Annotated in this window: 13 protein-coding genes; all 13 read left to right on the top strand. The window is 68.7% G+C overall.

Annotation, left to right across the window (positions count from 1 at the left end):
* The first annotated feature begins 324 nt into the window (after window positions 1–324).
* The 13 genes from AC5P8C_RS14790 (at window position 325) to gspD (ending at window position 20,683) form a co-directional block, all read left to right on the top strand.
* Window positions 325–7,848: an ESPR-type extended signal peptide-containing protein gene (locus AC5P8C_RS14790; protein WP_495218999.1), complete on the top strand. Its 7,524-nt coding sequence runs from the start codon at window positions 325–327 to the stop codon at window positions 7,846–7,848.
* A 157-nt stretch (window positions 7,849–8,005) separates the two neighbouring features.
* Entirely contained in the window at window positions 8,006–9,859 is a 1,854-nt protein-coding gene (locus AC5P8C_RS14795) for a S8 family peptidase (protein ID WP_019661001.1), read from the top strand.
* 136 nt (window positions 9,860–9,995) lie between these two features.
* Window positions 9,996–11,717, top strand: a complete 1,722-nt coding sequence (gene gspE / locus AC5P8C_RS14800) for a type II secretion system ATPase GspE (RefSeq protein WP_495219002.1) — start codon at window positions 9,996–9,998, stop codon at window positions 11,715–11,717.
* Between the two features lie 24 nt (window positions 11,718–11,741).
* Window positions 11,742–12,962 carry a type II secretion system protein XpsF gene (gene xpsF / locus AC5P8C_RS14805; protein ID WP_019661003.1) on the top strand — a complete coding sequence of 407 codons (1,221 nt, stop codon included), beginning with the start codon at window positions 11,742–11,744 and terminating at the stop codon, window positions 12,960–12,962.
* 49 nt (window positions 12,963–13,011) lie between these two features.
* Window positions 13,012–13,455: a type II secretion system major pseudopilin GspG gene (gene gspG / locus AC5P8C_RS14810; RefSeq protein WP_495219003.1), complete on the top strand. Its 444-nt coding sequence runs from the start codon at window positions 13,012–13,014 to the stop codon at window positions 13,453–13,455.
* Window positions 13,456–13,461: 6 nt separating this feature from the next.
* Window positions 13,462–13,956 (top strand): type II secretion system protein XpsH, encoded by a 495-nt coding sequence (gene xpsH / locus AC5P8C_RS14815; protein ID WP_019661005.1) that lies wholly within the window; start codon window positions 13,462–13,464, stop codon window positions 13,954–13,956.
* Window positions 13,953–14,372, top strand: coding sequence for a type II secretion system protein XpsI (xpsI, locus tag AC5P8C_RS14820; RefSeq protein WP_019661006.1), 420 nt, complete (start codon window positions 13,953–13,955; stop codon window positions 14,370–14,372). The genes xpsH and xpsI overlap by 4 nt, the downstream gene beginning before the upstream one ends.
* Window positions 14,369–15,001, top strand: a complete 633-nt coding sequence (locus AC5P8C_RS14825; RefSeq protein WP_495219004.1) for a type II secretion system protein J — start codon at window positions 14,369–14,371, stop codon at window positions 14,999–15,001. Before xpsI ends, AC5P8C_RS14825 begins: the two co-directional genes overlap by 4 nt.
* Window positions 14,998–15,861, top strand: a complete 864-nt coding sequence (locus AC5P8C_RS14830) for a type II secretion system minor pseudopilin (RefSeq protein ID WP_019661008.1) — start codon at window positions 14,998–15,000, stop codon at window positions 15,859–15,861. Before AC5P8C_RS14825 ends, AC5P8C_RS14830 begins: the two co-directional genes overlap by 4 nt.
* Window positions 15,858–17,003 (top strand): PilN domain-containing protein, encoded by a 1,146-nt coding sequence (locus AC5P8C_RS14835; RefSeq protein ID WP_019661009.1) that lies wholly within the window; start codon window positions 15,858–15,860, stop codon window positions 17,001–17,003. The genes AC5P8C_RS14830 and AC5P8C_RS14835 overlap by 4 nt, the downstream gene beginning before the upstream one ends.
* Window positions 16,984–17,691 (top strand): type II secretion system protein GspM, encoded by a 708-nt coding sequence (gspM, locus tag AC5P8C_RS14840; RefSeq protein WP_241745020.1) that lies wholly within the window; start codon window positions 16,984–16,986, stop codon window positions 17,689–17,691. The genes AC5P8C_RS14835 and gspM overlap by 20 nt, the downstream gene beginning before the upstream one ends.
* Complete coding sequence (locus tag AC5P8C_RS14845; protein ID WP_019661011.1) at window positions 17,681–18,466, top strand: type II secretion system protein, XpsN-like; 786 nt, start codon at window positions 17,681–17,683, stop codon at window positions 18,464–18,466. Before gspM ends, AC5P8C_RS14845 begins: the two co-directional genes overlap by 11 nt.
* 9 nt (window positions 18,467–18,475) lie before the next feature.
* Window positions 18,476–20,683, top strand: coding sequence for a type II secretion system secretin GspD (gspD, locus tag AC5P8C_RS14850; protein ID WP_241888646.1), 2,208 nt, complete (start codon window positions 18,476–18,478; stop codon window positions 20,681–20,683).
* The last annotated feature ends 417 nt before the right edge of the window (window positions 20,684–21,100 follow it).

The raw sequence follows: 21,100 nt of genomic DNA on the forward strand, positions 1-21,100 counted from the left end.
TTTTCATGCGCCAGCAGCTCGTCACGTGTGCATAACGAAGTTCTTTTATAAACACGCGAAATGGTGAACTGCTTCACGGCAATAGGATTTGCCGTGTCAAAGTCTTGACGATCTGCAAAGTTGCCGTTAACACTTGAAGCCCGTTTCAGAATCATTCATTTCGCAGTAACCGCTTGGCGCATGCGCTCGGGTTTCTGTCGCTGCGCGCCGTTCGGCATTACCCGCAGTAAATCACGCGAATAGACGCCCCCAGGGGACGCTGGGCCAGAAGGCTCGGCGATGGCGTCGCTTTGCCCAAAACCAGTCCAATCAGGAGCCGTACCGATGAATCGGATTTATCGCAAGGTCTGGAACAAAGCATTGGGTCAGTTGGTGGTGGCCTCGGAGCTGGCCTCCTCCGACAGCAGCGGTGGTGTTGTCGACCAGCGCCGCGATACGACACAGGCCACGCCCGCGCTGTTGGCGGTGGCACTGGGCCTGGTATTGGGATTGGGCATGAGCAGTTCCGCCGCTGCACAGTCGGTGCAGATCGGTGGCAGCGCCACCTGTGTGGCACTCAGCGGCAAGCTGCTGGAAAAGTGCCTGGTTGAAGGCACGGCCAGTGCCAAGGGCAGCAACGCGGTGGCGATCGGTGGCAACAGCAGCGCCAGTGCAGCCAACAGCGTTGCGCTGGGCGCAGGCTCCAAGGCTACGCGCGCCAACACGGTGTCTGTCGGCGATGCCGGCAAGGAACGGCAGATCACCAACGTGGCCGCCGGTACCCAGGCCACCGATGCGGTGAACAAGGGGCAGCTGGATGCGCAGGCGCGCGCCACGCAGGCCGCGCTGGCGGATGTCGCCGCAGCTGGGGACCGCTACTTCAAGGCTGACGGCGCAGGTGATGACAGCGACGCGGCCAAGATCGACGGGCAAGGCGCGGTAGCCGCCGGTGCCGGCGCCCAGTCCTTGGCCAATGCCACCACCGCCATCGGCACCCAGGCCATTGCCGCCGGTCTCGGCGCCAGTGCGTTCGGACAAGGCGCATTGGCGATCGGCGATGCCAGCGTGGTGGTCGGGCAGAGCGCCGCAGCGTTCGGTCTCGGTGACACCGCCGTTGGCGCCAGCGCCTATGCCGCCAGCGAGAACGGCGCGGCCACCGCGCTGGGTGCGTTGTCCGAAGCAAGCGCCGACGGCGCCACTGCCGTAGGTGGTGGCGCTGTGGCGATGGGCCCAGGCAGTTCCGCACTGGGTCGAGGCGCCACTGCCGCAAACGAAGCCTCGATTGCGGTGGGTGCATTCAGTACCGCCGTGGGCGAATACAGCACCGCACTGGGCTCCAATTCGGCGGCGGTTGCCACCGGCAGCGTGGCGCTGGGCGCAGGCTCGCTGGCCGACCGTGTCGATACGGTGTCCGTCGGTGCGACCGAGTACGGCCTGACCCGGCAGATCACCAGCGTTGCGGCAGGTACTGAAGATACCGACGCGGTCAATGTCGGCCAGCTGAAGGACGTGGCTACCGTGGCCGATGCCACCGCCAAGCGGTTCCAGGCTACTGGCAGCAGCAACAGCGATGCCGGCGCGCTGGCCGAAGGTGACGAGGCACTGGCGGCCGGCGAGGCGGCCAACGCCATCGGCAACGGCGCCACCGCTGTGGGCGCGGGCGCCAACGCCATTGCGCAGAACGCGACCGCCGTGGGCAACAACGCACTGGCCTCGGGCCAGAACAGTGCCGCGTTCGGCAACAACGCACAGGCCAACGGCCCGGGCAGCGTCGCCGTCGGTGGTGCCGCTGTTGATGCCGATGGCAATCCGCTGATCACCAGTGGCGGCGTACCGGTGGAAACCGGCGCCACCAGTGCCGGTGTCGGTGGCACCGCGGTGGGCGCCAGTGCCGAAGCCAGCGGCTTTGCGGCGTCGTCCTACGGGGTAGGTGCCTATGCCGCCGGCGCGCAGGCATCCGCGTTCGGTGCGGTCGCCAACGCCATCGGTGATTACTCCACGGCGCTGGGTACGCAGAGCAACGCCACCGGCACCAGCAGCGTGGCCATCGGTGGCCCGGCCGACCTGATTCCCGGCCTGGGTTTCTTCGTGCAGACCCAGGCCGGCGGCGAAGCGGCGACAGCCGTCGGTGCCGGTGCCATCGCAAGCGGTGACCGCGCGGTGGCCAACGGCAGCCTGACCGAAGCCTCCGGCGCGGAATCCACCGCCGTCGGCTACTTCGCTTACGCCCCGGGTGAGAATGCCAGCGCACTCGGCGCGCAGACCTGGGCCAGCGGCGCACAGAGCACGGCCGTCGGGTACTACGCCACCGCGCGTGGCGCCAACAGCGTCGCGCTTGGCGCGAATTCCGAAGCGGTGCGCGCCAACAGCGTGGCCGTCGGCAGTGCCGGCAACGAACGGCAGATCACCAGCGTCGCTGCCGGCAGCGAAGCCACCGATGCAGTGAACAAGGCGCAGCTGGACGCCGTGGCCAGCACCGCCGACAGCACCGCGCGCTTCTTCCAGGCGCAGCCGGAAGCGGGCAGTGATGCCGGTGCGCTGGCCGAGGGGGAAGGCGCGGTCGCGGCCGGTTCGTCGAGCAATGCGATCGGCGCCGGCGCGGTTGCACATGGCGCTGCCGCGTCGGCGATCGGTGATGACAGCGTGGCGGTGGGTCGCAACAGCAGCGCCACCGGCAACGGCGGTGTTGCCATCGGTGGCCTCGGCCAGGCCTACGACGAGTACAACCAGCCGATCATCGGTGCCGACGGCACGGCGCAGCAGGTAGGCACCACCGCCGTCGCCAACGCCACCGCAGTGGGCAGCGGCGCACAGGCCACCGGCGCCGCCAGCAGCGCCTTCGGCAATGCGGCCAAGGCCAGCGGGGACAACAGCTTCGCTGCTGGCGGCACGTCGCGTGCAACCGGCAGCTATGCGGTCGCGGTTGGTGACAGCGCCTTCGCCAGCAGCGATGACAGCACCGCGGTAGGGGGTTACAGCTGGGCGACGGCCAGTGGCGCAGCAGCGTTCGGTTCGGGTGCGTGGGCCACCGCCACCAACGCGTCGGCCTTTGGCAACGCGGCCTGGGCCAGTGGCAGCGGCGCAACCTCCATCGGCTACAACAGCTGGGCCAATGGGGCCAGTTCCACTGCGGTCGGCCGCGGTGCATTCGGCTATGGCGACAACAGCGTGGCACTGGGCTTCCAGGCGCTGGGCAACAGCATCAACAGCATCGCCATCGGTACCAATACGGTGGCCGGCGGCGAAAGTGCGATCGCATTGGGCGCCGGCAGCAACGCCAGCGCCAGCAATGCTGTCGCGCTCGGTGCCGGTTCGGTTGCCAGCCGTGCACGCACGGTGTCGGTGGGCAGCAGCGGCAACGAACGCCAGGTCACCAACGTCGCTGCCGGTACCCAAGCCACGGACGCGGTGAACAAGGCACAGCTGGATGCAGTGGCGACCACCGCCACGACCACCAGCCGCTTCTTCCAGGCCAGCGGCAACGGCGACGACGTGACTGGTGCCCTGGTGGACGGTGACAACGCGCTGGCCGCCGGTGATGCGGCCAACGCCATCGGCAACGGCGCCACCGCGCTCGGCAGTGGTGCCAATGCGCTGGCCAGCAACGCGCAGGCGATCGGCTTCAACGCGCTGGCCAGCGCCGCCAACGCCAGCGCCGTCGGTGCCAACGCGCAGGCCACCGGTGAGTACGCCACCGCACAGGGCGCGGAAAGCGAAGCCAGCGGCGAGCAGAGCGCGGCGTTCGGTGCCGCCAGCATCGCCAGTGGTGCCGGCAGTACCGCCAACGGTGTGTTGTCCGAAGCCTCCGGCGAGGAAGCCGTGGCGGTGGGCTACTTCAGCAATGCCAGCGGCGATGCGGCCACCGCTGTCGGCAGCGAGAGCGTGGCCAGCGGCACCGCGTCGGCAGCGTTCGGCATCGGTGCAGAAGCGACCGGTGGCTACAGCACCGCCATCGGTGGCTATGCGCAGGCCTCGGCGTTCAACGCCACCGCCTTCGGCAACTTCGCCAATGCCTCCGGTTCCAACAGTGTGGCAGTGGGTGGCGATGCGGAAGCCTCCGGTGCCTACAGCACGGCCACCGGCCAGGGCAGCCTGGCCACCGGCACCAACAGTGTTGCCGTCGGCGGTTCGCTGTTCGGCGTGCTGGCCACCGAAGCATCGGGCAACTACTCCACCGCCGTCGGTGGTGGCGCCTGGTCCGGTGGCATCAACAGCACCGCACTGGGCAACGCCGCCGAATCGCGCGCGGCCAACAGCGTGGCGCTGGGTGCCGATTCGATCGCCGACCGCGACAACACCGTGTCGGTGGGCGGTGGTGGCAATACCCGCCAGATCACCAACGTGGCTGCTGGCACGCAGGGCACTGATGCGGTCAACAAGAACCAGCTCGACGCCGTAGCCGCTGCAGCGGAAAAGACCAGCAGGCAGTTCCAGGCCAGTGGCAACGCCGATGGTGAAACCGGCGCCCTGGTTGAGGGCGACAACGCGTTGGCCGCCGGTGATGCGGCCAACGCCATCGGCAACGGCGCCACCGCACTCGGCAGCGGCGCCAATGCACTGGCGGCCAACGCCACGGCGGTGGGCCTCGATGCGCTGGCCACCGGCGACAACGCCGCAGCGTTGGGCAGTGCCGCACAGGCCACCGGCGAAGACAGCCTTGCGCTCGGCACCGGCGCCAGCGCCAGCGAGCTGGGTGCCAGTGCCGTGGGTGCGCGTGCACAGGCCAGTGGTGCATACAGTACCGCGACCGGCACTGAATCCAACGCCAGCGGCACGCAGGCACTGGCCAGCGGCTTCCGCAGCGCCGCCTCGGCCGATGGCACCACCGCCGTCGGTGGCTATGCCGAAGCAAGCGGACGCCTCGGCACCGCGTTGGGCTATGGCTCGGCGGCAAGTGGTGCCAACACCACGGCAGTCGGCTTCGGCGCTGCCGCGGCCGGTACCGGTGCCGTGGCCGTAGGTCAGTCCAGCGAGGCCAGTGGCGAGGAGAGTGTGGCCATTGGTGGCAGCACCTTCTTCGGCTTGATCCCGTCGCGTGCCAGCGGCACTGGTGCAGCGGCATTCGGTGCGGGTGCGTGGGCGACCGAAGACTACGCGACCGCGATCGGCTGGAACTCGTGGGCGGATGCGGCGGATGCCACTGCGCTGGGTGCCGGTGCCACCGCCAGTGGGTTGAACAGCGTGGCGCTGGGCGCCGGCTCCAAGGCCGAGCGCGACAATACCGTGGCTGTGGGAACCGCGGGCGGTGAGCGCCAGGTGACCCATGTTGCAGCCGGCACTGAAGCCACCGATGCGGTGAACAAGGGCCAGCTGGACGCGGTGGCCAGCGTTGCCGACAAGACCAGCCGCCAGTTCCAGGCCAGCGGCAATGCCGATGGCGAAGCAGGCGCACTGGTGGAGGGTGACAACGCGCTCGCCGCTGGCAATGCGGCCAATGCAATTGGCAACGGCGCTACCGCGTTGGGCAGCGGCGCAACGGTGGTCGCTGCCAATGCCACGGCGGTCGGCGTCGACGCACTGGCCACGGCCGAGCAGAGCGTGGCCATCGGCAGCGGTGCCAGCAGCACCGCAGACAGTGCCGTTGCGCTGGGTGCACAGAGCAGCAGCGGCGGCGCCGCCAGCATTGCGATCGGCGCGCAGTCGCAGTCGCAGGGCATCGGGGCGACCGCTGTCGGCGGCATGGCCGAGGCCGCCGGCCTTGCGGCTACCGCAGTGGGCTACGGCGCGATCGCCGATGGCCGCGAAACGACCGCAGTCGGCAACTTCGCGCAGGCCAGCGGCTGGCGCGCCACGGCGTTTGGTGCAGGTGCCAGCGCCGGCTTCTTCGGCACCGCCGTAGGCAGTGCTGCGCAGGCCGCCGATGTTTCCACGGCGGTGGGCCAGGGCACCATCGCGCAGATCGCCGGCGCCGGCTTCGGCGTGCAGGCAAAGGCTGGCGAGTACGGCACCGCTCTGGGCAACAACGCCGCCACCGGGTTGAACGGCGTGGCGGTCGGCTTCAACGCACTGGCCGGACAGGATGCCGCCAGCGCCAGCGCCGGCCAGTTCACTACCGCCATCGGCAGTGAAGCGTGGGCCACCGAAGATGGCGCCACCGTGGTCGGTTACAACAGCTATGCGCAGGCCAGCAACGCGACGGTGCTCGGCAGCAACACCTGGACCACCAAGGACGCCGGTAACAGCGTCGCGTTGGGCGCGGGCTCGCTGGCCGACCGCGCCAACACGGTGTCGGTGGGTGCTGCGCAGGAGTGGGTCGATGCCGCCGGCGTCACCCACAGCGCGATCAACCGCCAGCTCACCAATGTCGCGGCGGGTACGCAGGCCACCGATGCGGTGAACAAGGGCCAGCTCGATGCAGTGGCCGCCACCGCCGATGCGGTCGGCCAACGCTTCAAGGCCAACGGTTCGGGTACCGCCAGTGCCACCGGCACCGATGCCGTGGCCATTGGCGGCAACGCCAACGCCAGTGGCGGCCGCAGCAATGCGTTGGGCAGCGGTGCCGCGGCCATCGGCAATGCGACGCTGGCACTGGGTGCCAACAGCGGCGCCAGCGGCAACAACTCGGTGGCATTGGGTGCCGGTTCGCGCGCGCTGGAGGCCAACGTGGTCTCGGTCGGCGGTGGCAACGGCACCGCCGGTCCGGCCACGCGGCGCATCGTCAACGTCGCCGACGGCCGCATCGCTGCCGGCAGCACCGATGCGATCACCGGCTCCCAGCTCAACGTCACCAACCAGCGGGTGGGAGCAGTGGAAACCCGCGTGGGTGACTTCGACTCGCGCATCGCGACGGTCGAGACCACGGCGGCCAGTGCGGTCGGCTACGACGACGCCAGCCGTGACCGACTGACCCTGTCCGGTTTCCAGGGCACCACCATCGACAACGTCGGTGCCGGCAGCATCGCCGCCGGTAGCCGCCAGGTGATCACCGGCGGGCAGCTGTTCCAGTCGCTAAGTGATGCCGCCAGCTTCCTCGGCGGTGGCGCCAGCGTTGGCATGCAGGGCGTGTTCGTGGCGCCGAACTACGTGATCCAGGGCGCCACCTACAGCAACGTCGGCGATGCGCTGGGCGCGCTGGACCGCAAGGTCAGCGAGATCGACCGTCGCACCGCCGGTGGCACGCGTGCCGGAACCGCCAGCCTGCGCGCGATGAGTGCCTCGCTGGATGACAGCCCGCTGGCCAGCGCCGCGGATGCGCGTGCAACAGCCGATGCAGCACCGGCCGGCACCGCGCGGGTGCAGGGTACGCCGACGGCCGCCGCGGCGGGTGCTGGCATTCCGGTCGGGACCCCGGCGACCGGCGCCAATGCGGTGGCCATGGGCGAGGGCGCCGTCGCCAGCGGCGCGTCGTCCACCGCCGTCGGCCAGGGTGCCAGTGCCACGGCTGCCAACGCCGTGGCACTGGGCCAGGGTTCGGTCGCCGATCGTGCCAACACCGTGTCGGTCGGCAGCGAAGGCAACGAACGCCAGGTCACCAACGTCGCCGCCGGCACCACCGCCACCGACGCCGTCAACAAGGGCCAGCTGGACCGTGGCGTGGCCACGGCGAACAGCTACACCGACAGCCGCGTCCAGGCCGTCGCCGACAGCTTCGATGTGTTCAAGGGTGAAATCGATGGACGCCTGCGCCACATGGACCGCCGCATCGACCGCCAGGGTGCGATGAGTGCGGCGATGCTCAACATGGCCACCAGTGCCGCCGGTATCCGCACCCAGAACCGGGTCGGCGTCGGCATCGGTTTCCAGGGCGGCGAGTCGGCGTTGTCGCTGGGCTACCAGCGTGCGATCAGCGATCGCGCCACGGTTACCTTCGGCGGTGCCTTCAGCAGTGACGACAGCTCGGTTGGCGTCGGTGCCGGCTTCGGCTGGTAAGCCAAACCACTGCGCCGGCGGCCACCCACGCCGGCGCCAAACCTGCAAACAGGGCCTGGGGGGAGGTCACGGCAATCCCGGCTGGGCCGGCCGGGAGTCGTCAAGGAATGATGGCCGCAGTGTTGGTTCGATCCATGACCCAGAAGAGGAATTCGACGTGATCAAGAAGCAGAACCTTCGCATCAATGTGCTTGCCGCCGCCGTGCTGTCGATGACCGCCGTCGGTGCCGTCCACGCCGCCGGGTTGCCGACCCGTGAACCGGTGCGCCAGGCCAGCACCGCCGAGCCCGGCACCCAGCGCATCATCGTCAAGTACCGTGCCGGCACCACTGCGGCGGGCGACCGGTCGGCCAAGCTGTCCACCGTGCAGTCCGCGCTGACCCGCGCCAGCCTGTCCGGTGGCACTACCCGCGCCAGCGCGCTCGGCCCGCAGGTCGTGCGCAGGCTGGGCGTCGGTGCCGACCTGATCCGCCTGCAGGGGCGCCTGGCGCCTGCCGAACTGCAGCGCGTGCTGAAGGAACTGAAGGCCGATCCGTCCGTGCAGTACGCCGAGGCCGATGTGAAGCTGCGCCGTACCGAGCTGCGTGCCGGTGACGTGCAGCCGGCGCTGGCGCCGAATGATCCCTACTACCAGCAGTACCAGTGGCACCTGCACAACGCCACCGGCGGCATCAACGCACCGTCGGCGTGGGATGTATCGCAGGGCGAAGGCGTGGTGGTGGCGGTACTCGACACCGGCATCCTGCCGCAGCACCCGGACCTGGTCGGCAACCTGCTGGAAGGCTACGACTTCATCAGCGATGCCGAGACGTCGCGCCGTGCCACCAACGATCGCGTGCCAGGTGCGCAGGACTATGGTGACTGGGTCGAGAACGACAACGAGTGCTACACCGGTTCCGTCGCGGAGGACAGCTCCTGGCACGGTACCCACGTGGCTGGCACCGTGGCCGAGCAGACCAACAACGGCGTCGGCATGGCCGGTGTCGCGCACAAGGCCAAGGTGCTGCCGGTCCGCGTGCTCGGCAAGTGCGGTGGCTACCTTTCCGATATCGCCGACGCCATCACCTGGGCCTCCGGCGGCACGGTGGCGGGCGTGCCCGCCAATGCCAACCCGGCCGAGATCATCAACATGAGCCTGGGTGGAAGCGGCAGCTGTGACGGAACCTACCAGGATGCGATCAATGGCGCGATCTCGCGTGGCACCACCGTGGTCGTGGCGGCCGGCAACGAGACCGACAACGCCTCCAAATACCGTCCAGCCAGTTGCGACGGCGTGGTGACCGTCGGCGCCACCCGCATTACCGGCGGCATCACCTACTACTCCAACTACGGCACCCGCGTGGACCTGTCCGGTCCGGGTGGTGGTGGCAGCGTCGACGGCAATCCCGGCGGCTACGTCTGGCAGTCCGGTTCCGATGCGGCCACCACGCCGGAGTCGGGCAGCTACAGCTACATGGGCATGGGCGGCACGTCGATGGCCTCGCCGCACGTGGCTGCCGTCGCTGCACTGGTGCAGAGCGCGCTGATCGCCAAGGGCAAGGATCCGCTGGCCCCCGCCGCGATGCGCACCCTGCTGAAGGAAACCGCGCGTCCGTTCCCGGTCAGCATCCCGACCGCCACTCCGATCGGCACCGGCATCGTCGATGCCAAGGCGGCGCTGGCCAAGGCGCTGGAAGAGCCGTGCACCGAGAACTGTGGACCGGTGGCGACGCCGCTGACCAACAAGGCCGCCGTGGGGGGGCTGAACGGCACGGCCGGCAGCAGCCGCCTGTACAGCTTCGAGGCAGCCGCTGGCAAGCAGCTCAGCGTGATCACCTACGGTGGCACCGGCAACGTGTCCGTCTACATCGCCCAGGGTCGCGAGCCGAGCGCCAGCGACAACGATGGCAAGTCGACCCGTCCCGGCACGTCCGAAACGGTACGGGTGAACAAGCCGGTGGCAGGCACCTACTACATCAAGGTAGTGGGCGAAGCGGCCTATAACGGCGTGAGCATCCTCGCCACGCAGTAAGCCTGACGTGTCGTAGTTGAACGGCCGAGGCCCGTCATCCTGTGTGACGGGCTTCGTCTTTTTACGAAAGCTGGCCGCAGGGCGGCGGAAATCATGGCTTAACTGCTAAAGTCGGTCCGATTGACAGGAGAGTCACGTGAACGCGCTCGCTGCAACCGTTACCGACGATGCCGAAGGCCGCATCCTGGATGCGCTGCTGGCACGCGGCCGGCTCAAGGAAGGAGACCTGGCGCGCGCGCGGCCGTTGCACGCCGAGGCCGGCGGCAGCCTGCTGGGCCTGCTGGTGCGCCTGGGCCTGGTGTCTGAACGCGACCAGGCACAGACCAGCGCGGAGGTGCTGGGCCTGCCGCTGCTGGAGGGCAGGCAGGTGCCGGAGGCCCCGCCACAGGCACTGGCCGAGGGCATGCCACTGTCGCTGCGCTTCCTGAAGCAGTTCCATGTGTGCCCGCTGGAGTTGAATGAACACAGGGTGCGTCTGTGGCTGGCCGATGCCCACGATGCCTATCCGCAGCAGGCCGTGCAGTTGGCGCTGGGGGTTCCGGTGACACCGGTGCTGGGCATGCGCGCGGAGATCGATGACCTGGTCGAGCGCTGGTTCGGCCAGGGCCGCAGCGCGATGGGCGCGATCGTGGAGACCGCAGACGGCGAGGGCGGCGCGGTCGACGATATCGAGCACCTGCGCGACCTGGCCTCGGAAGCGCCGGTGATCCGCCTGGTCAACCTGGTGATCCAGCGTGCGGTGGAACTGCGCGCGTCGGACATCCATGTCGAACCGTTCGAGAGCCGCCTGAAGGTCCGCTACCGTGTCGATGGCGTGCTGGTGGAGGGCGAAAGCCCGCCGGCCAACCTCACCGCAGCGGTGATCAGCCGCATCAAGATCATGGCCCGGCTCAACATTGCCGAGCGCCGCCTGCCGCAGGACGGCCGCATCATGCTGCGCGTGCAGGGCAAGGAGCTGGACCTGCGCGTGAGCACCGTGCCGACCGCGCACGGCGAAAGCGTGGTGATGCGCCTGCTCGACCGCGAGACAGTGGTGTTTGATTTCCACCGGCTGGGGTTCACCGATGCGTTCCTGCCGCAGTTCCGCAAGGTGCTGGAACAGCCGCACGGCATCCTGCTGGTGACCGGCCCGACCGGCTCGGGCAAGACCACCACGCTGTACACCGCGCTGAGCCAGCTCAATACCGCCGACGTCAAGATCATCACGGTCGAGGACCCGGTCGAGTACCAGATCGAGGGCATCAACCAGATCCAGGCCAAGCCGCAGATCGGCCTGGACTTCGCCAACGCGCTGCGCAGCATCGTGCGCCAGGATCCGGACATCATCATGATCGGCGAAATGCGCGATCTGGAAACTGCGCGCATCGCGATCCAGTCGGCACTGACCGGCCATCTGGTGCTGTCCACCCTGCACACCAACAATGCCGCCGGTGGTATCACCCGCCTGCTCGACATGGGCGTGGAAGACTACCTGCTCACCTCCACCATCAACGGGATTCTGGCCCAGCGCCTGGTGCGCCGGCTGGAACCGACCCACGCCGAGCGCTACGAGGCTTCGCCGGAGGAAATCAAACGCTTCGAGCTGCGCCGCCTGCAGCCGGAGGGGCCGATCCATCTGTTCCGCCCCAGGCCCTCGGCGCTGGCGCCGACCGGTTACCTCGGTCGTACCACCATCATGGAATTCCTGGTGATGAACGATGCGCTGCGGCGTGCGGTGATGCGCCGCGACGGCATGGGCGAGATCGAACGCATTGCCCGCGAAGCCGGCATGCGCACGATGTACGAAGACGGCCTGTCCAAGGCCCTCAGTGGGCAGACGACCATCGAGGAAGTCCTGCGTGTCACCGAGGAAAGCTGATGCGCGCAGGACGACGGGGCTGACATGCCGACCTACCGTTACAAGGCACTGAATCCGCACGGCGAGATCTTCGACGGGCAGATGGAAGCGGCCAGCGAGGCCGAGCTGGTCGCGCGCCTGCAGGACCAGGGCCATCTGCCGATGGAGACACAGCTGGCCGATGGCGGTGCGATCGGTGGCGGTACCTGGCGCAACCTGTTCCGCCAACGGCCGCTGCAGGGCGCGGCATTGCTGCAGTTCACCCAGCAGCTGGCGACACTGCTCGGTGCGGGCCAGCCGCTGGACCGCGCGCTGTCGATCCTGCTCGGGTTGCCCGAAGACGATCGTTCGCGTCGCGCGATCGCCGACATCCGCGATGTGGTGCGCGGTGGCGCGCCGCTGTCGACCGCACTGGAACGCCAGCACGGGTTGTTCTCGCGCCTGTACGTGAACATGGTGCGTGCCGGTGAGGCCGGCGGCAGCCTGCACGAAACCCTGCAGCGCCTGGCCGACTACCTCGAACGCAGCCGGGCCCTGCAAGGCAAGGTGATCAACGCGCTGGTGTACCCGGCCATCCTGCTGGTGGTGGTGGGTGGTGCGCTGCTGTTCCTGCTTGGCTACGTGGTGCCGCAGTTCGCGCAGATGTACGAGAGCCTGGATGTGGCGCTGCCGTGGTTCACCAACGCAGTGCTGCAGCTGGGCCTGTTCGTGCGTGACTGGTGGGTGCTGCTGCTGGTGGTGCCGGCGCTGGTGGCGCTGTTCTTCGAACGCAAGGCGCGGCAGCCGGCCTTCCGGTTGGCGCTGGATGGTTGGCTGCTGCAGCGTCGCGGCATCGGCCGCCTGCTGGGTGAACTGGAGACTGCCCGGCTGGCGCGCACGCTGGGTACCCTGCTGCGCAATGGCGTACCGCTGCTGGGTGCCCTGGGCATCGCCCGCAACGTGCTGGGCAACCGCGCGCTGGCTGCCGATGTGGAAACCGCCGCCGATGAAGTGAAGAACGGTGCCGGCCTGTCGCTGGCACTGTCGCGAGGCAGGCGTTTCCCGCGCCTGGCCTTGCAGATGATCCAGGTTGGCGAGGAGTCCGGCGCGCTCGATACCATGCTGTTGAAAGCGGCTGACACCTTCGAACAGGACAGCGCCCGCCGCATCGACCGCCTGTTGGCGGCGATGGTGCCGGCGATCACCCTGGTGCTGGCCTCGGTGGTGGGTGCGGTGATCGTTGCCGTGCTGGTGCCGCTGTACGACCTGACCAATGCCATCGGTTGACGATGGATCCCTACGCAACCCCGACACTCCGCAACTGAAAGGACCGACCATGATTGCTTCCCGTCGACCGATCCGCCTTTCCTTCATCGCAGCGCGCAACCAGTCGGGCATGAGCCTGCTGGAGATCATCATCGTCATCGTGCTGATCGGCGCGGTGCTGACCCTGGTCGCCAGCCGCGTGCTGGGTGGCGCCGACCGCGGCAAGGCCAACATTGCCAAGGCACAGGTGCAGACCGTCGCATCCAAGGTCGACAACTACCAGATCGATACCGGCAAGCTGCCCGGCTCGCTCAATGATCTGGTGACTGCACCGGCTGGCGTGGCTGGCTGGCTGGGGCCCTATGCCAAGCCGGCCGATCTGAACGATCCGTGGGGCCATGCGCTGGAATACCGCACGCCGGGCGAGGGCCAGCCGTATGAGCTGATCAGCCTGGGCAAGGACGGCAAGGCCGGTGGCAGCAGTGTCGACGCCGACATCCGCTACCAGCCGTAACCGGGCATGTCGCGTTTCCTGCCGCGCCGGTTGCAACGCCCGCGCCTGCCCGGCAGGCGCGCAGCGGGCCTGTCGCTGCTGGAAATGCTGCTGGTGATCGCGCTGATCGCCGCGATCGGCCTGATCACCGCTGCCGGCCTGTCACGCGGTTTCGCTGGCATGCAGCTGCGCAGCGCCGGCAAGGACATCGCCAACCAGCTGCGCATGGTGCGCGCGCAGGCGATCACCCGCGGCGAGCCGCAGCGCTTTGTCATCGAGCCGGCCAAGCGGCGCTGGGAAGGCGCCAACCAGCGCCACGGTGACGTGCCGGCACAGCTGCAGGTGCAGTTCGAAGGCGCCGCGCAGCTGGCCACCGCGCCGGGGCAGGGCGTGATCGAGTTCCACCCCGATGGCGGCTCCAGCGGTGGCCGCATCCGGCTGCAGCGTGACGACGCCGAATGGCGCATCGACGTGGGCTGGCTGACCGGTGAGGTCCGCTCTGGCCCTTGGCGGGCGCAATGAAGCGGCGCGCCCGCGGCTTCACCCTGCTGGAAGTGATCATCGCCTTCGCCCTGCTGGGCCTGGCGCTGACGCTGCTGCTGGGCAGCCTGTCCGGCGGCGCAAAACAGGTGCGCGATGCCGAGCTGCGCACGCGCGCGGTGCTGCATGCGCAGTCGCTGCTGGCCGAAACCGGCGTCGCCTCGCCGCTGCAGGCAGGCAGGCAGCAGGGAGACTGGGAGCAGGGGCGCTACCACTGGGAATTGCAGGTCCAGCCATGGGCGGAGCCGCGCGCAGGCAATGTCGCGCAGGCAACGTCACCGGGAACCCCCTGGCTGGCCGAACTGCAGCTGCAGGTGCGCTGGGGTGACAGCGAGCGCGAACAGCTGCGCTGGCGCAGCCTGCGCCTGTTGCCGCCCGACCTGGAGAATGCGCGGTGAAGCCCCGCGCCGCAGGGTTCACCCTGGTCGAAGTAATGCTGGCCACCGTGCTGCTGGCCGGCGGCCTGGCATTGGCCTTTGCCAGCGTACGCTCGGCGATGGCGGTCAGCCAGCGCGGCGAACAGATCGCCGCCGAAAGTGAACGCATGCGGGCGGTCGAGTCTCTGCTGCGCAGGCAGCTGGCCGGCGCACTGCGCACCCCGCTGGAGGTCCCGGACCCCACCCGCGAACCGGTGTTCTTCCAGGGCGAAGAACAGCGCATGCTGTTCGCCGCCGACCTGCCCGGCTACCTCGGCCGTGGCGGCTCCTACCTGCACGCGCTGCAGGTGGACGGACGCGAGGGGCAACAGCGCCTGCTGCTGGACCTGGTGTTGCTGCAGGAAGGCGAGCGCATCGCCGAGAATCCGCCACGCCCGCCGGAGGTGTTGGTTGAGAACCTGAAGTCGGTGCAGCTGCGCTATCGCGGCATCGATGCGGGCACCGGTCAGATGAGTGACTGGATGCCGCGCTGGGACGATACCCGGCGGCTGCCGATGCTGGTGGAGATCAGGATCGTGCCCGCCAAGGGCGCGCCCTGGCCATTGCTGGTGGTGGCACCGCGCGCCGGTGGCAGTGGAGGTTCGCGATGAACCGGCAACACGGTGCGGCGCTGGTGCTGGTGCTGTGGCTGATCGCATTGATGACCGCGCTGGTCGGTGCGTTCGCGCTGAGCGCACGGGTCGAGCATCTGCAGCAGCGGGTACTGGATGACGATGCACGCGGGCAGGAACGTGCGCGCGCCGGCCTGGAGTACGCGCTGCTGCGCCTGTCCGCTGATCCGCTGCGGGCGCCCTGGCGTGCCGATGGCCGCACCTACCGCTGGCAGTTCGATGACGCCAGCATCGAGATCAAGGTGCTGGACGAGAATGGCAAGATCAACCTCAACCTGGCCGACGTGACCCTGCTGACGGCGTTCCTCAAGGCACTCGGTGAAGACGAAGGCGCTGCCCGGCAGATGGCCGGCGCCATTGTTGACTGGCGTGATGAAGACAGCCTGCTGCAGCCCGGTGGCGGTGCCGAAGCGCCGGACTACGCGGCGGCCGGGTTGCCGTATGGCCCGCGCAACAAGCGCTTTGAGACACTCGGCGAACTGCAGCGGGTGCTGGGCATGCGCGGCCCGCTGTACAAGGCCATGCTGCCCCACCTGACCCTGTACAGCCGCCAGGCGCGCCCGGATCCCCAGTTCGCCAGCGCGCCGGTGCTGACCGCACTGGGGCTGGATGCGGATACCGTGCTGGCGCAGCGCGCCCAGCAGGAGCGTGACGCAGATACCGCTGGCGGTGCGACAACGCTTGCCAGCAGCAGCGGCACCTATAGTATCGAGTCCCGTGCAACCGACAGCAGTGGACGCCGGTCGGTGTTGCAGGCAGTGGTACGCAATGGCTCGGGCGGGGTTCCCGGGCGGTCCTACACAGTGCTTCGCTGGGAGCAGGGAATGACAGCAAGATGACGGCATGGCAGGACAGTGTGCGGCAGGTGCAGGGCCGGATCGGCCCGGGCGCCGGCCGTTTCCTGCGCTGGTGGCGGCAATCGCTGCTGGCGTGGGTGCCGGCCCGTTGGCAGTGGGCGCTGGGCTGGGCACAGGCGCGCCTGCTGCTGCAGCGCCAGGGTGACCAGCTGCAGGTCTGGCGTGAGGCCGGTGAACGCCGCGAAGCGGTTGCCAGCGTGCCATGGCCGCTGTCGCCGGTGGAACTGGACCGCGTGCTGGAACCGCGGCTGCGCAGCCTGCCACGGGTGTGGCTGCTGCCTGCCAGCGAGGTACTGCGTCGTCATCTGCGCTTGCCCGCGGCTGCGGCCGACCGCCTGCGCGCCGTGGTCGGTTTCGAGATCGACCGCCAGACGCCGTTCGAATCGAGCCAGGTCAGCTTTGACGTCCGTGAGCTGGGGGGCGCAGCCGAGGGCCAGCTGCAGGTCGAACTGATCGCCTGGCCGCTGCGCCAGCTGGAAGCGTGGCGGGCCAGCGTGGGCGAGTGGGCCGATGCACTGGCCGGTGTCGATGCCGTCGACAGCGAGGGTGAGCCTCTGCAGGTGAACCTGCTGCCACCGGCGCAGCGCCAGTTGCGCGCGGATCCCATGCGGCGCTGGAACGTGCTGTTGGCCGTGGCCGCGCTGGTGATGCTGGTGCTGGCCGCCGTGCAGCTGCTCGACAACCGCCGTGACGCTGCCGATGCGCTGCGTGCGCAGGTCGAGCGCAGTGCACGCAGTGCGCGTGGTGTCGCCAGCGAACGCGCGCAGCTGCAGGCGCTGATCGATGGTGCCGCATTCCTGGAAAAGCAGCGCAGCCAGCGTGCCGGAACGGTGGAAATCTGGAATGAACTGACCCGGCGCCTGCCGGAGGGCACCTATCTGGAAAAGCTGGCCATCGAGAACAACAACCTGCAGCTGATCGGCCTGAGCCGCGAGGCGTCGCAGCTGGTGCAGCTGCTGCAGGACGCACCGCAGTGGCGCAAGGTCAATCTGACCGGCGTACTGCAGGCCGATGGTGCTGCCAGCGGCCGTGACCGTTTCACCATGACTGCCGAACTGCAGCCGTTGCCGGCTGCAGCCCCGGCCCGGGAGGCGGCCGATGCCGATGCCAAGCGCACGCCGTGACCGCTGGCTGGCACTGGCGCTGCTGCTGGCAGTGCTGGGCCTGGCCTACCTGCTGCTGGTGCACCCCTGGTTCACCCGGCCACTGCGTGAAATCGACGCCGACGTGGCCGCCCTGCGCGAACGCGAGCAGCGCGTGCAGGCGCAGCTGCAGCAGCAGCCGCAGATCGAACAACGGCTGCGCGCCACCCGCGAGGCATTGCAGCAGCGGCCTGGTTTCCTGCGTGAGGCCACGGCCGAAGCTGCGGCCGCTGCGCTTGGCGCCAGGCTGCAGGATGCGGTGGCGATGGCCAGCCCGGGCAACCGCAGTTGCACCATCAGCAACCGCACGCCACTGGCCGACAACCGTCGTGACGCCGAATTCGTGCGAGTGGCCATGCAGGTGCGCCTGCGCTGTGGCGTGGCCGAGCTGGCCACGGTGCTGCACAGCCTGGAAACCGGCAGCCCACGCCTGTTCGTCGACAACCTCAACCTGATCGCGCAGCGCTTCCAGCAGTCGCCGAATGAATCCGGGCTCGGCCTGGACGTGTCGTTCGAACTGGCCGGTTACCTGCTGCCCGGTGCCGCTGCCGATGGCGCTGCGGCGGCACCGGCAGCCGAGCCAGGCGCGGCGCCGCAACCGCCTTCGGCTGCACCGGCACCCTCACCGGCTGCGCCGGAAGAGGGGCAGGAGGTGGCCGATGAAGCTTGAGCAGATCAGCCTGCGCACCGGTTTCCTGCTGGCACTGGCCGGCTGGGCGGCAGCGGTCTGGCTGGCCACCGGCTTCGGGCTGGGCAGCCAGCTGCCAGCTGCCGGCGGCAATGCCGACGCGGTGCCCTCGTTGCCGGTGCTGCCGCCGTTGGCTGCAGAACGCATGCCCAGCGCCGACAGCTACAGCGCAATCAGCGAACGGCCGCTGTTCGCCGAGGACCGCAGGCCCAAGCCCTACCTGCTCGGTGGCAGCGAGCCCGCCGCCAGTGCCGCGCTGCGCCTGACCGGCGTGCTGCTGACCGGCAACTTCGGGATGGCCACTTTCACCACCGAACAGAACCGCTCGCTGCGCCTGCGCCTCAACGGTGAAGCTGTCGACGGCTGGCAGCTGGTGGCGCTGCAGCCGCGCCAGGCCACCGTGATCGGCCCCGGTGGCAACCAGGTGCTGGAACTGGCGGTATTCAACGGGCAGGGCGGTGAACCGCCGACCGTACTGCGCGGCGCCAATGGTGTGCCGCCGGCAGGTGCGATCGTTGTGCCGCCCCCGGCAGGCGCTCCGCCGGCACCGCCGCCGGTTGCGGCAACCCCATCGCCGTCGCCTGCTGGCAGTGCGCCAGCGCCCTCGGCTGCGGCATCCGCCCCTGCCACCAACAACGGCCCCAGCGAAGCGCAGATGCAGGCCATCCGCGAACGCATCCAGGCCCGTCGCCGCCAGCTGCAGCAACAACAGCAGCAACAACCGTCGCCGCCCCCGGGCGATGGCACCAACCGATAGAGTGAATGCATGAGCCTGCGTTTCCTTCCCTGGTCCTTTGCCCTCGCGCTGCTGGTCGGCTGCAGCACCGTGTCCGCGCCGCACGTGCAGCGCAAGGGCAATCTGTCGCCCACCTCCGAGGCTGGCCGGGCGGCCGATGTCACCGCTGACGCCGCCCGTGACGCCCAGGGCGCGCCGCAGGCGGTGATCCGCCGTGGCACGGGCACCATGATCAACCGCGAAGCAGCCCGCGCACCGGCACCGGCGCTGCATGGCGCCAGCACCGGCGAGGCTACCTTCAACTTCGAAGGCGAATCGTTGCATGCGGTGGTCAAGGCCATCCTCGGCGACATGCTGGGCCAGAACTACGTGATCGCACCGGGGGTGCAGGGCACGGTCACCCTGGCCACCCCCAAGCCCGTGTCGCCGGCACAGGCGCTGAACCTGCTGGAGATGGTGCTGGGCTGGAACAACGCACGCATGGTCTACAGCGGTGGGCGCTACAACATCGTTGCCGCCGACCAGGCGCTGGCCGGTACGGTTGCGCCGAGCACGGCGCCAGCCGCCAGCGCGCGTGGCTTCGAGGTCCGCGTGGTCCCGCTGCAGTTCATCTCCGCCACCGAGATGAAGAAGGTGCTGGAGCCTTATGCGCGGCCCAATGCGATCGTCAACGTCGACAGCGGCCGCAACGTTATCACCCTGGGCGGTACCCGCGCCGAGCTGGAAAACTACATGCGCACCGTCGAGATCTTCGACGTCGACTGGCTGTCGGGCATGTCGGTGGGCGTGTTCCCGATCCAGTCGGGCAAGGCCGAGCAGGTCGCTGCCGACCTGGAGAAAGTATTCGGCGAGGAGAGCAAGACGCCCAGTGCCGGCATGTTCCGCTTCCTGCCGCTGGAAAACGCCAACGCGGTGCTGGTGATCACCCCGCAGGTGCGTTACCTGGACCAGATCCAGCAGTGGCTGGACCGCATCGATACCGCCGGTGGCAGTGCCCGCCTGTTTTCCTACGAGCTGCGCTACATCAAGGCGCGTGACCTGGCCGAACGGCTCAGTGAAGCATTTGCCAGCAGTGGCAACCGCGGCGGTTCCAGTCCGGCCTCGCTGGCCCCGGGGGCGATGCCGTCGCAGCTGGGCAGCGACTCCGATCGTGGCATGGACAGCACCAACAACAACAGCAGCAGCTTCGGCTCGGTCCCCGGCAGCAGCTCCAGTGGCGGTGGCAACGGCAGCATGAACCTGCCGCAGCGCCAGTCCGGCAACGTCAGTGTCAGCCTGGAAGTGGAAGGCGACCGCGTGGGCGTGTCGGCGGTGGAGGAAACCAACACCCTGCTGGTGCGTTCGACCCCGCAGGCCTGGCGGTCGATCCGCGAGGTGATCGAGAAGCTGGACGTGATGCCCCTGCAGGTGCACATCGAAGCCCAGGTGGCCGAGGTCTCGCTCGATGGCGACCTGAAGTACGGCGTGAACTGGTTCTTCGACAACGCCGTGGCCGGGCGTGCCCTGACGGGCGCATTGGGCGGCGTGACCCTGCCGGCAGCAGCGGGTGGCTCCTGGAGCAGCTTCGCCGGTGCCGCGACCGGTGGCGAAGGCCTGGGCTGGGCGTTCACCGGCCACAACGGCGCAGCGGTGGTGAGCGCGCTGGACAAGGTCACCGATGTGCGCCTGCTGCAGACCCCTTCGGTGTTCGTGCGCAACAATGCCGAGGCCACGCTCAACGTGGGCGACAAGGTGCCGATCAACACGACTACGGTGAACACCGGCATCGGCACCAGCAGCTACAGCTCGGTGCAGTACATCGACACCGGCGTGATCCTGAAGGTGCGCCCGCGCGTGACCCGCGACGGCACGGTGTTCCTCGACATCGTGCAGGAAGTGAGCAGCGCCTCGAACGTACCGGAGAACTGCAACCCGCAGGAGCGCAACTGCAACCCGCGCATTTCCACCAAGAAGCTGTCGACCGAAGCGGCGGTGCAGAGTGGCGACACCATCATGCTGGCCGGCCTGATCACCGATTCGGGCACCGATGGCAGCAGCGGCATTCCCGGCCTGAGCCGGATTCCGGTGGTGGGCGCGCTGTTCGGGCAGAAGAGCCGCACCAGCCGCCGTTCGGAGGTGATCGTGCTGTTGACCCCGAGCATCGTGCGCAACAGCCAGGAAGCGCGCAATCTGACCGACGAGTACAGCCAGCGCTTCCGCGCGATGGAACCGCTGAACCAGCCGCGCGCAAAGAAGTAAGGGGTTTGCGGCCGGGCTGCGCCCGGCACCCGCCGAGGCCGGAGCAACAGCAACAGCGGGTTTACTGAGGGATGGCGGGGGCACTGTGGGTTTGCGGGGACGCCGTGAATACGTCCATGTAGGCTTGGTCGCCGCATCCATGCGGCTCACACCCCGCAAACCCACAGTGCCCCGCCTTCGACGGTTTCCTGCTTGCTGTTGGTAGGTGTCGACCTTGGTCGACACGATCCACGCCATGCGTGGATGACTCTCCATCGAAATCGAATATTTCGATATCTGTGAGATCTGAGCCGAGCACGGCTCGGCTCTACAGAAGAGCAGGCAGGTCGCGGAAAACTGTCGACGGTGGGGTGGGTCCGGTTGTGGGGGCGTGAGCCGCATGGATGCGGCGACCGACCTACATGGACGTACTTGCAG

Source organism: Stenotrophomonas sp. YJH_SMC_46, assembly GCF_059370315.1.

Bases quoted from the DNA above. Each gene is read 5' to 3' on its own strand.
- AC5P8C_RS14790 (WP_495218999.1), top strand. From the start codon at position 325: ATGAATCGGATTTATCGCAAGGTCTGGAACAAAGCATTGGGTCAGTTG.
- xpsF (WP_019661003.1), top strand. From the start codon at position 11,742: ATGCCGACCTACCGTTACAAGGCACTGAATCCGCACGGCGAGATCTTC.
- gspG (WP_495219003.1), top strand. From the start codon at position 13,012: ATGATTGCTTCCCGTCGACCGATCCGCCTTTCCTTCATCGCAGCGCGC.
- xpsH (WP_019661005.1), top strand. From the start codon at position 13,462: ATGTCGCGTTTCCTGCCGCGCCGGTTGCAACGCCCGCGCCTGCCCGGC.
- xpsI (WP_019661006.1), top strand. From the start codon at position 13,953: ATGAAGCGGCGCGCCCGCGGCTTCACCCTGCTGGAAGTGATCATCGCC.
- AC5P8C_RS14830 (WP_019661008.1), top strand. From the start codon at position 14,998: ATGAACCGGCAACACGGTGCGGCGCTGGTGCTGGTGCTGTGGCTGATC.
- AC5P8C_RS14835 (WP_019661009.1), top strand. From the start codon at position 15,858: ATGACGGCATGGCAGGACAGTGTGCGGCAGGTGCAGGGCCGGATCGGC.
- gspM (WP_241745020.1), top strand. From the start codon at position 16,984: ATGCCAAGCGCACGCCGTGACCGCTGGCTGGCACTGGCGCTGCTGCTG.
- AC5P8C_RS14845 (WP_019661011.1), top strand. From the start codon at position 17,681: ATGAAGCTTGAGCAGATCAGCCTGCGCACCGGTTTCCTGCTGGCACTG.
- gspD (WP_241888646.1), top strand. From the start codon at position 18,476: ATGAGCCTGCGTTTCCTTCCCTGGTCCTTTGCCCTCGCGCTGCTGGTC.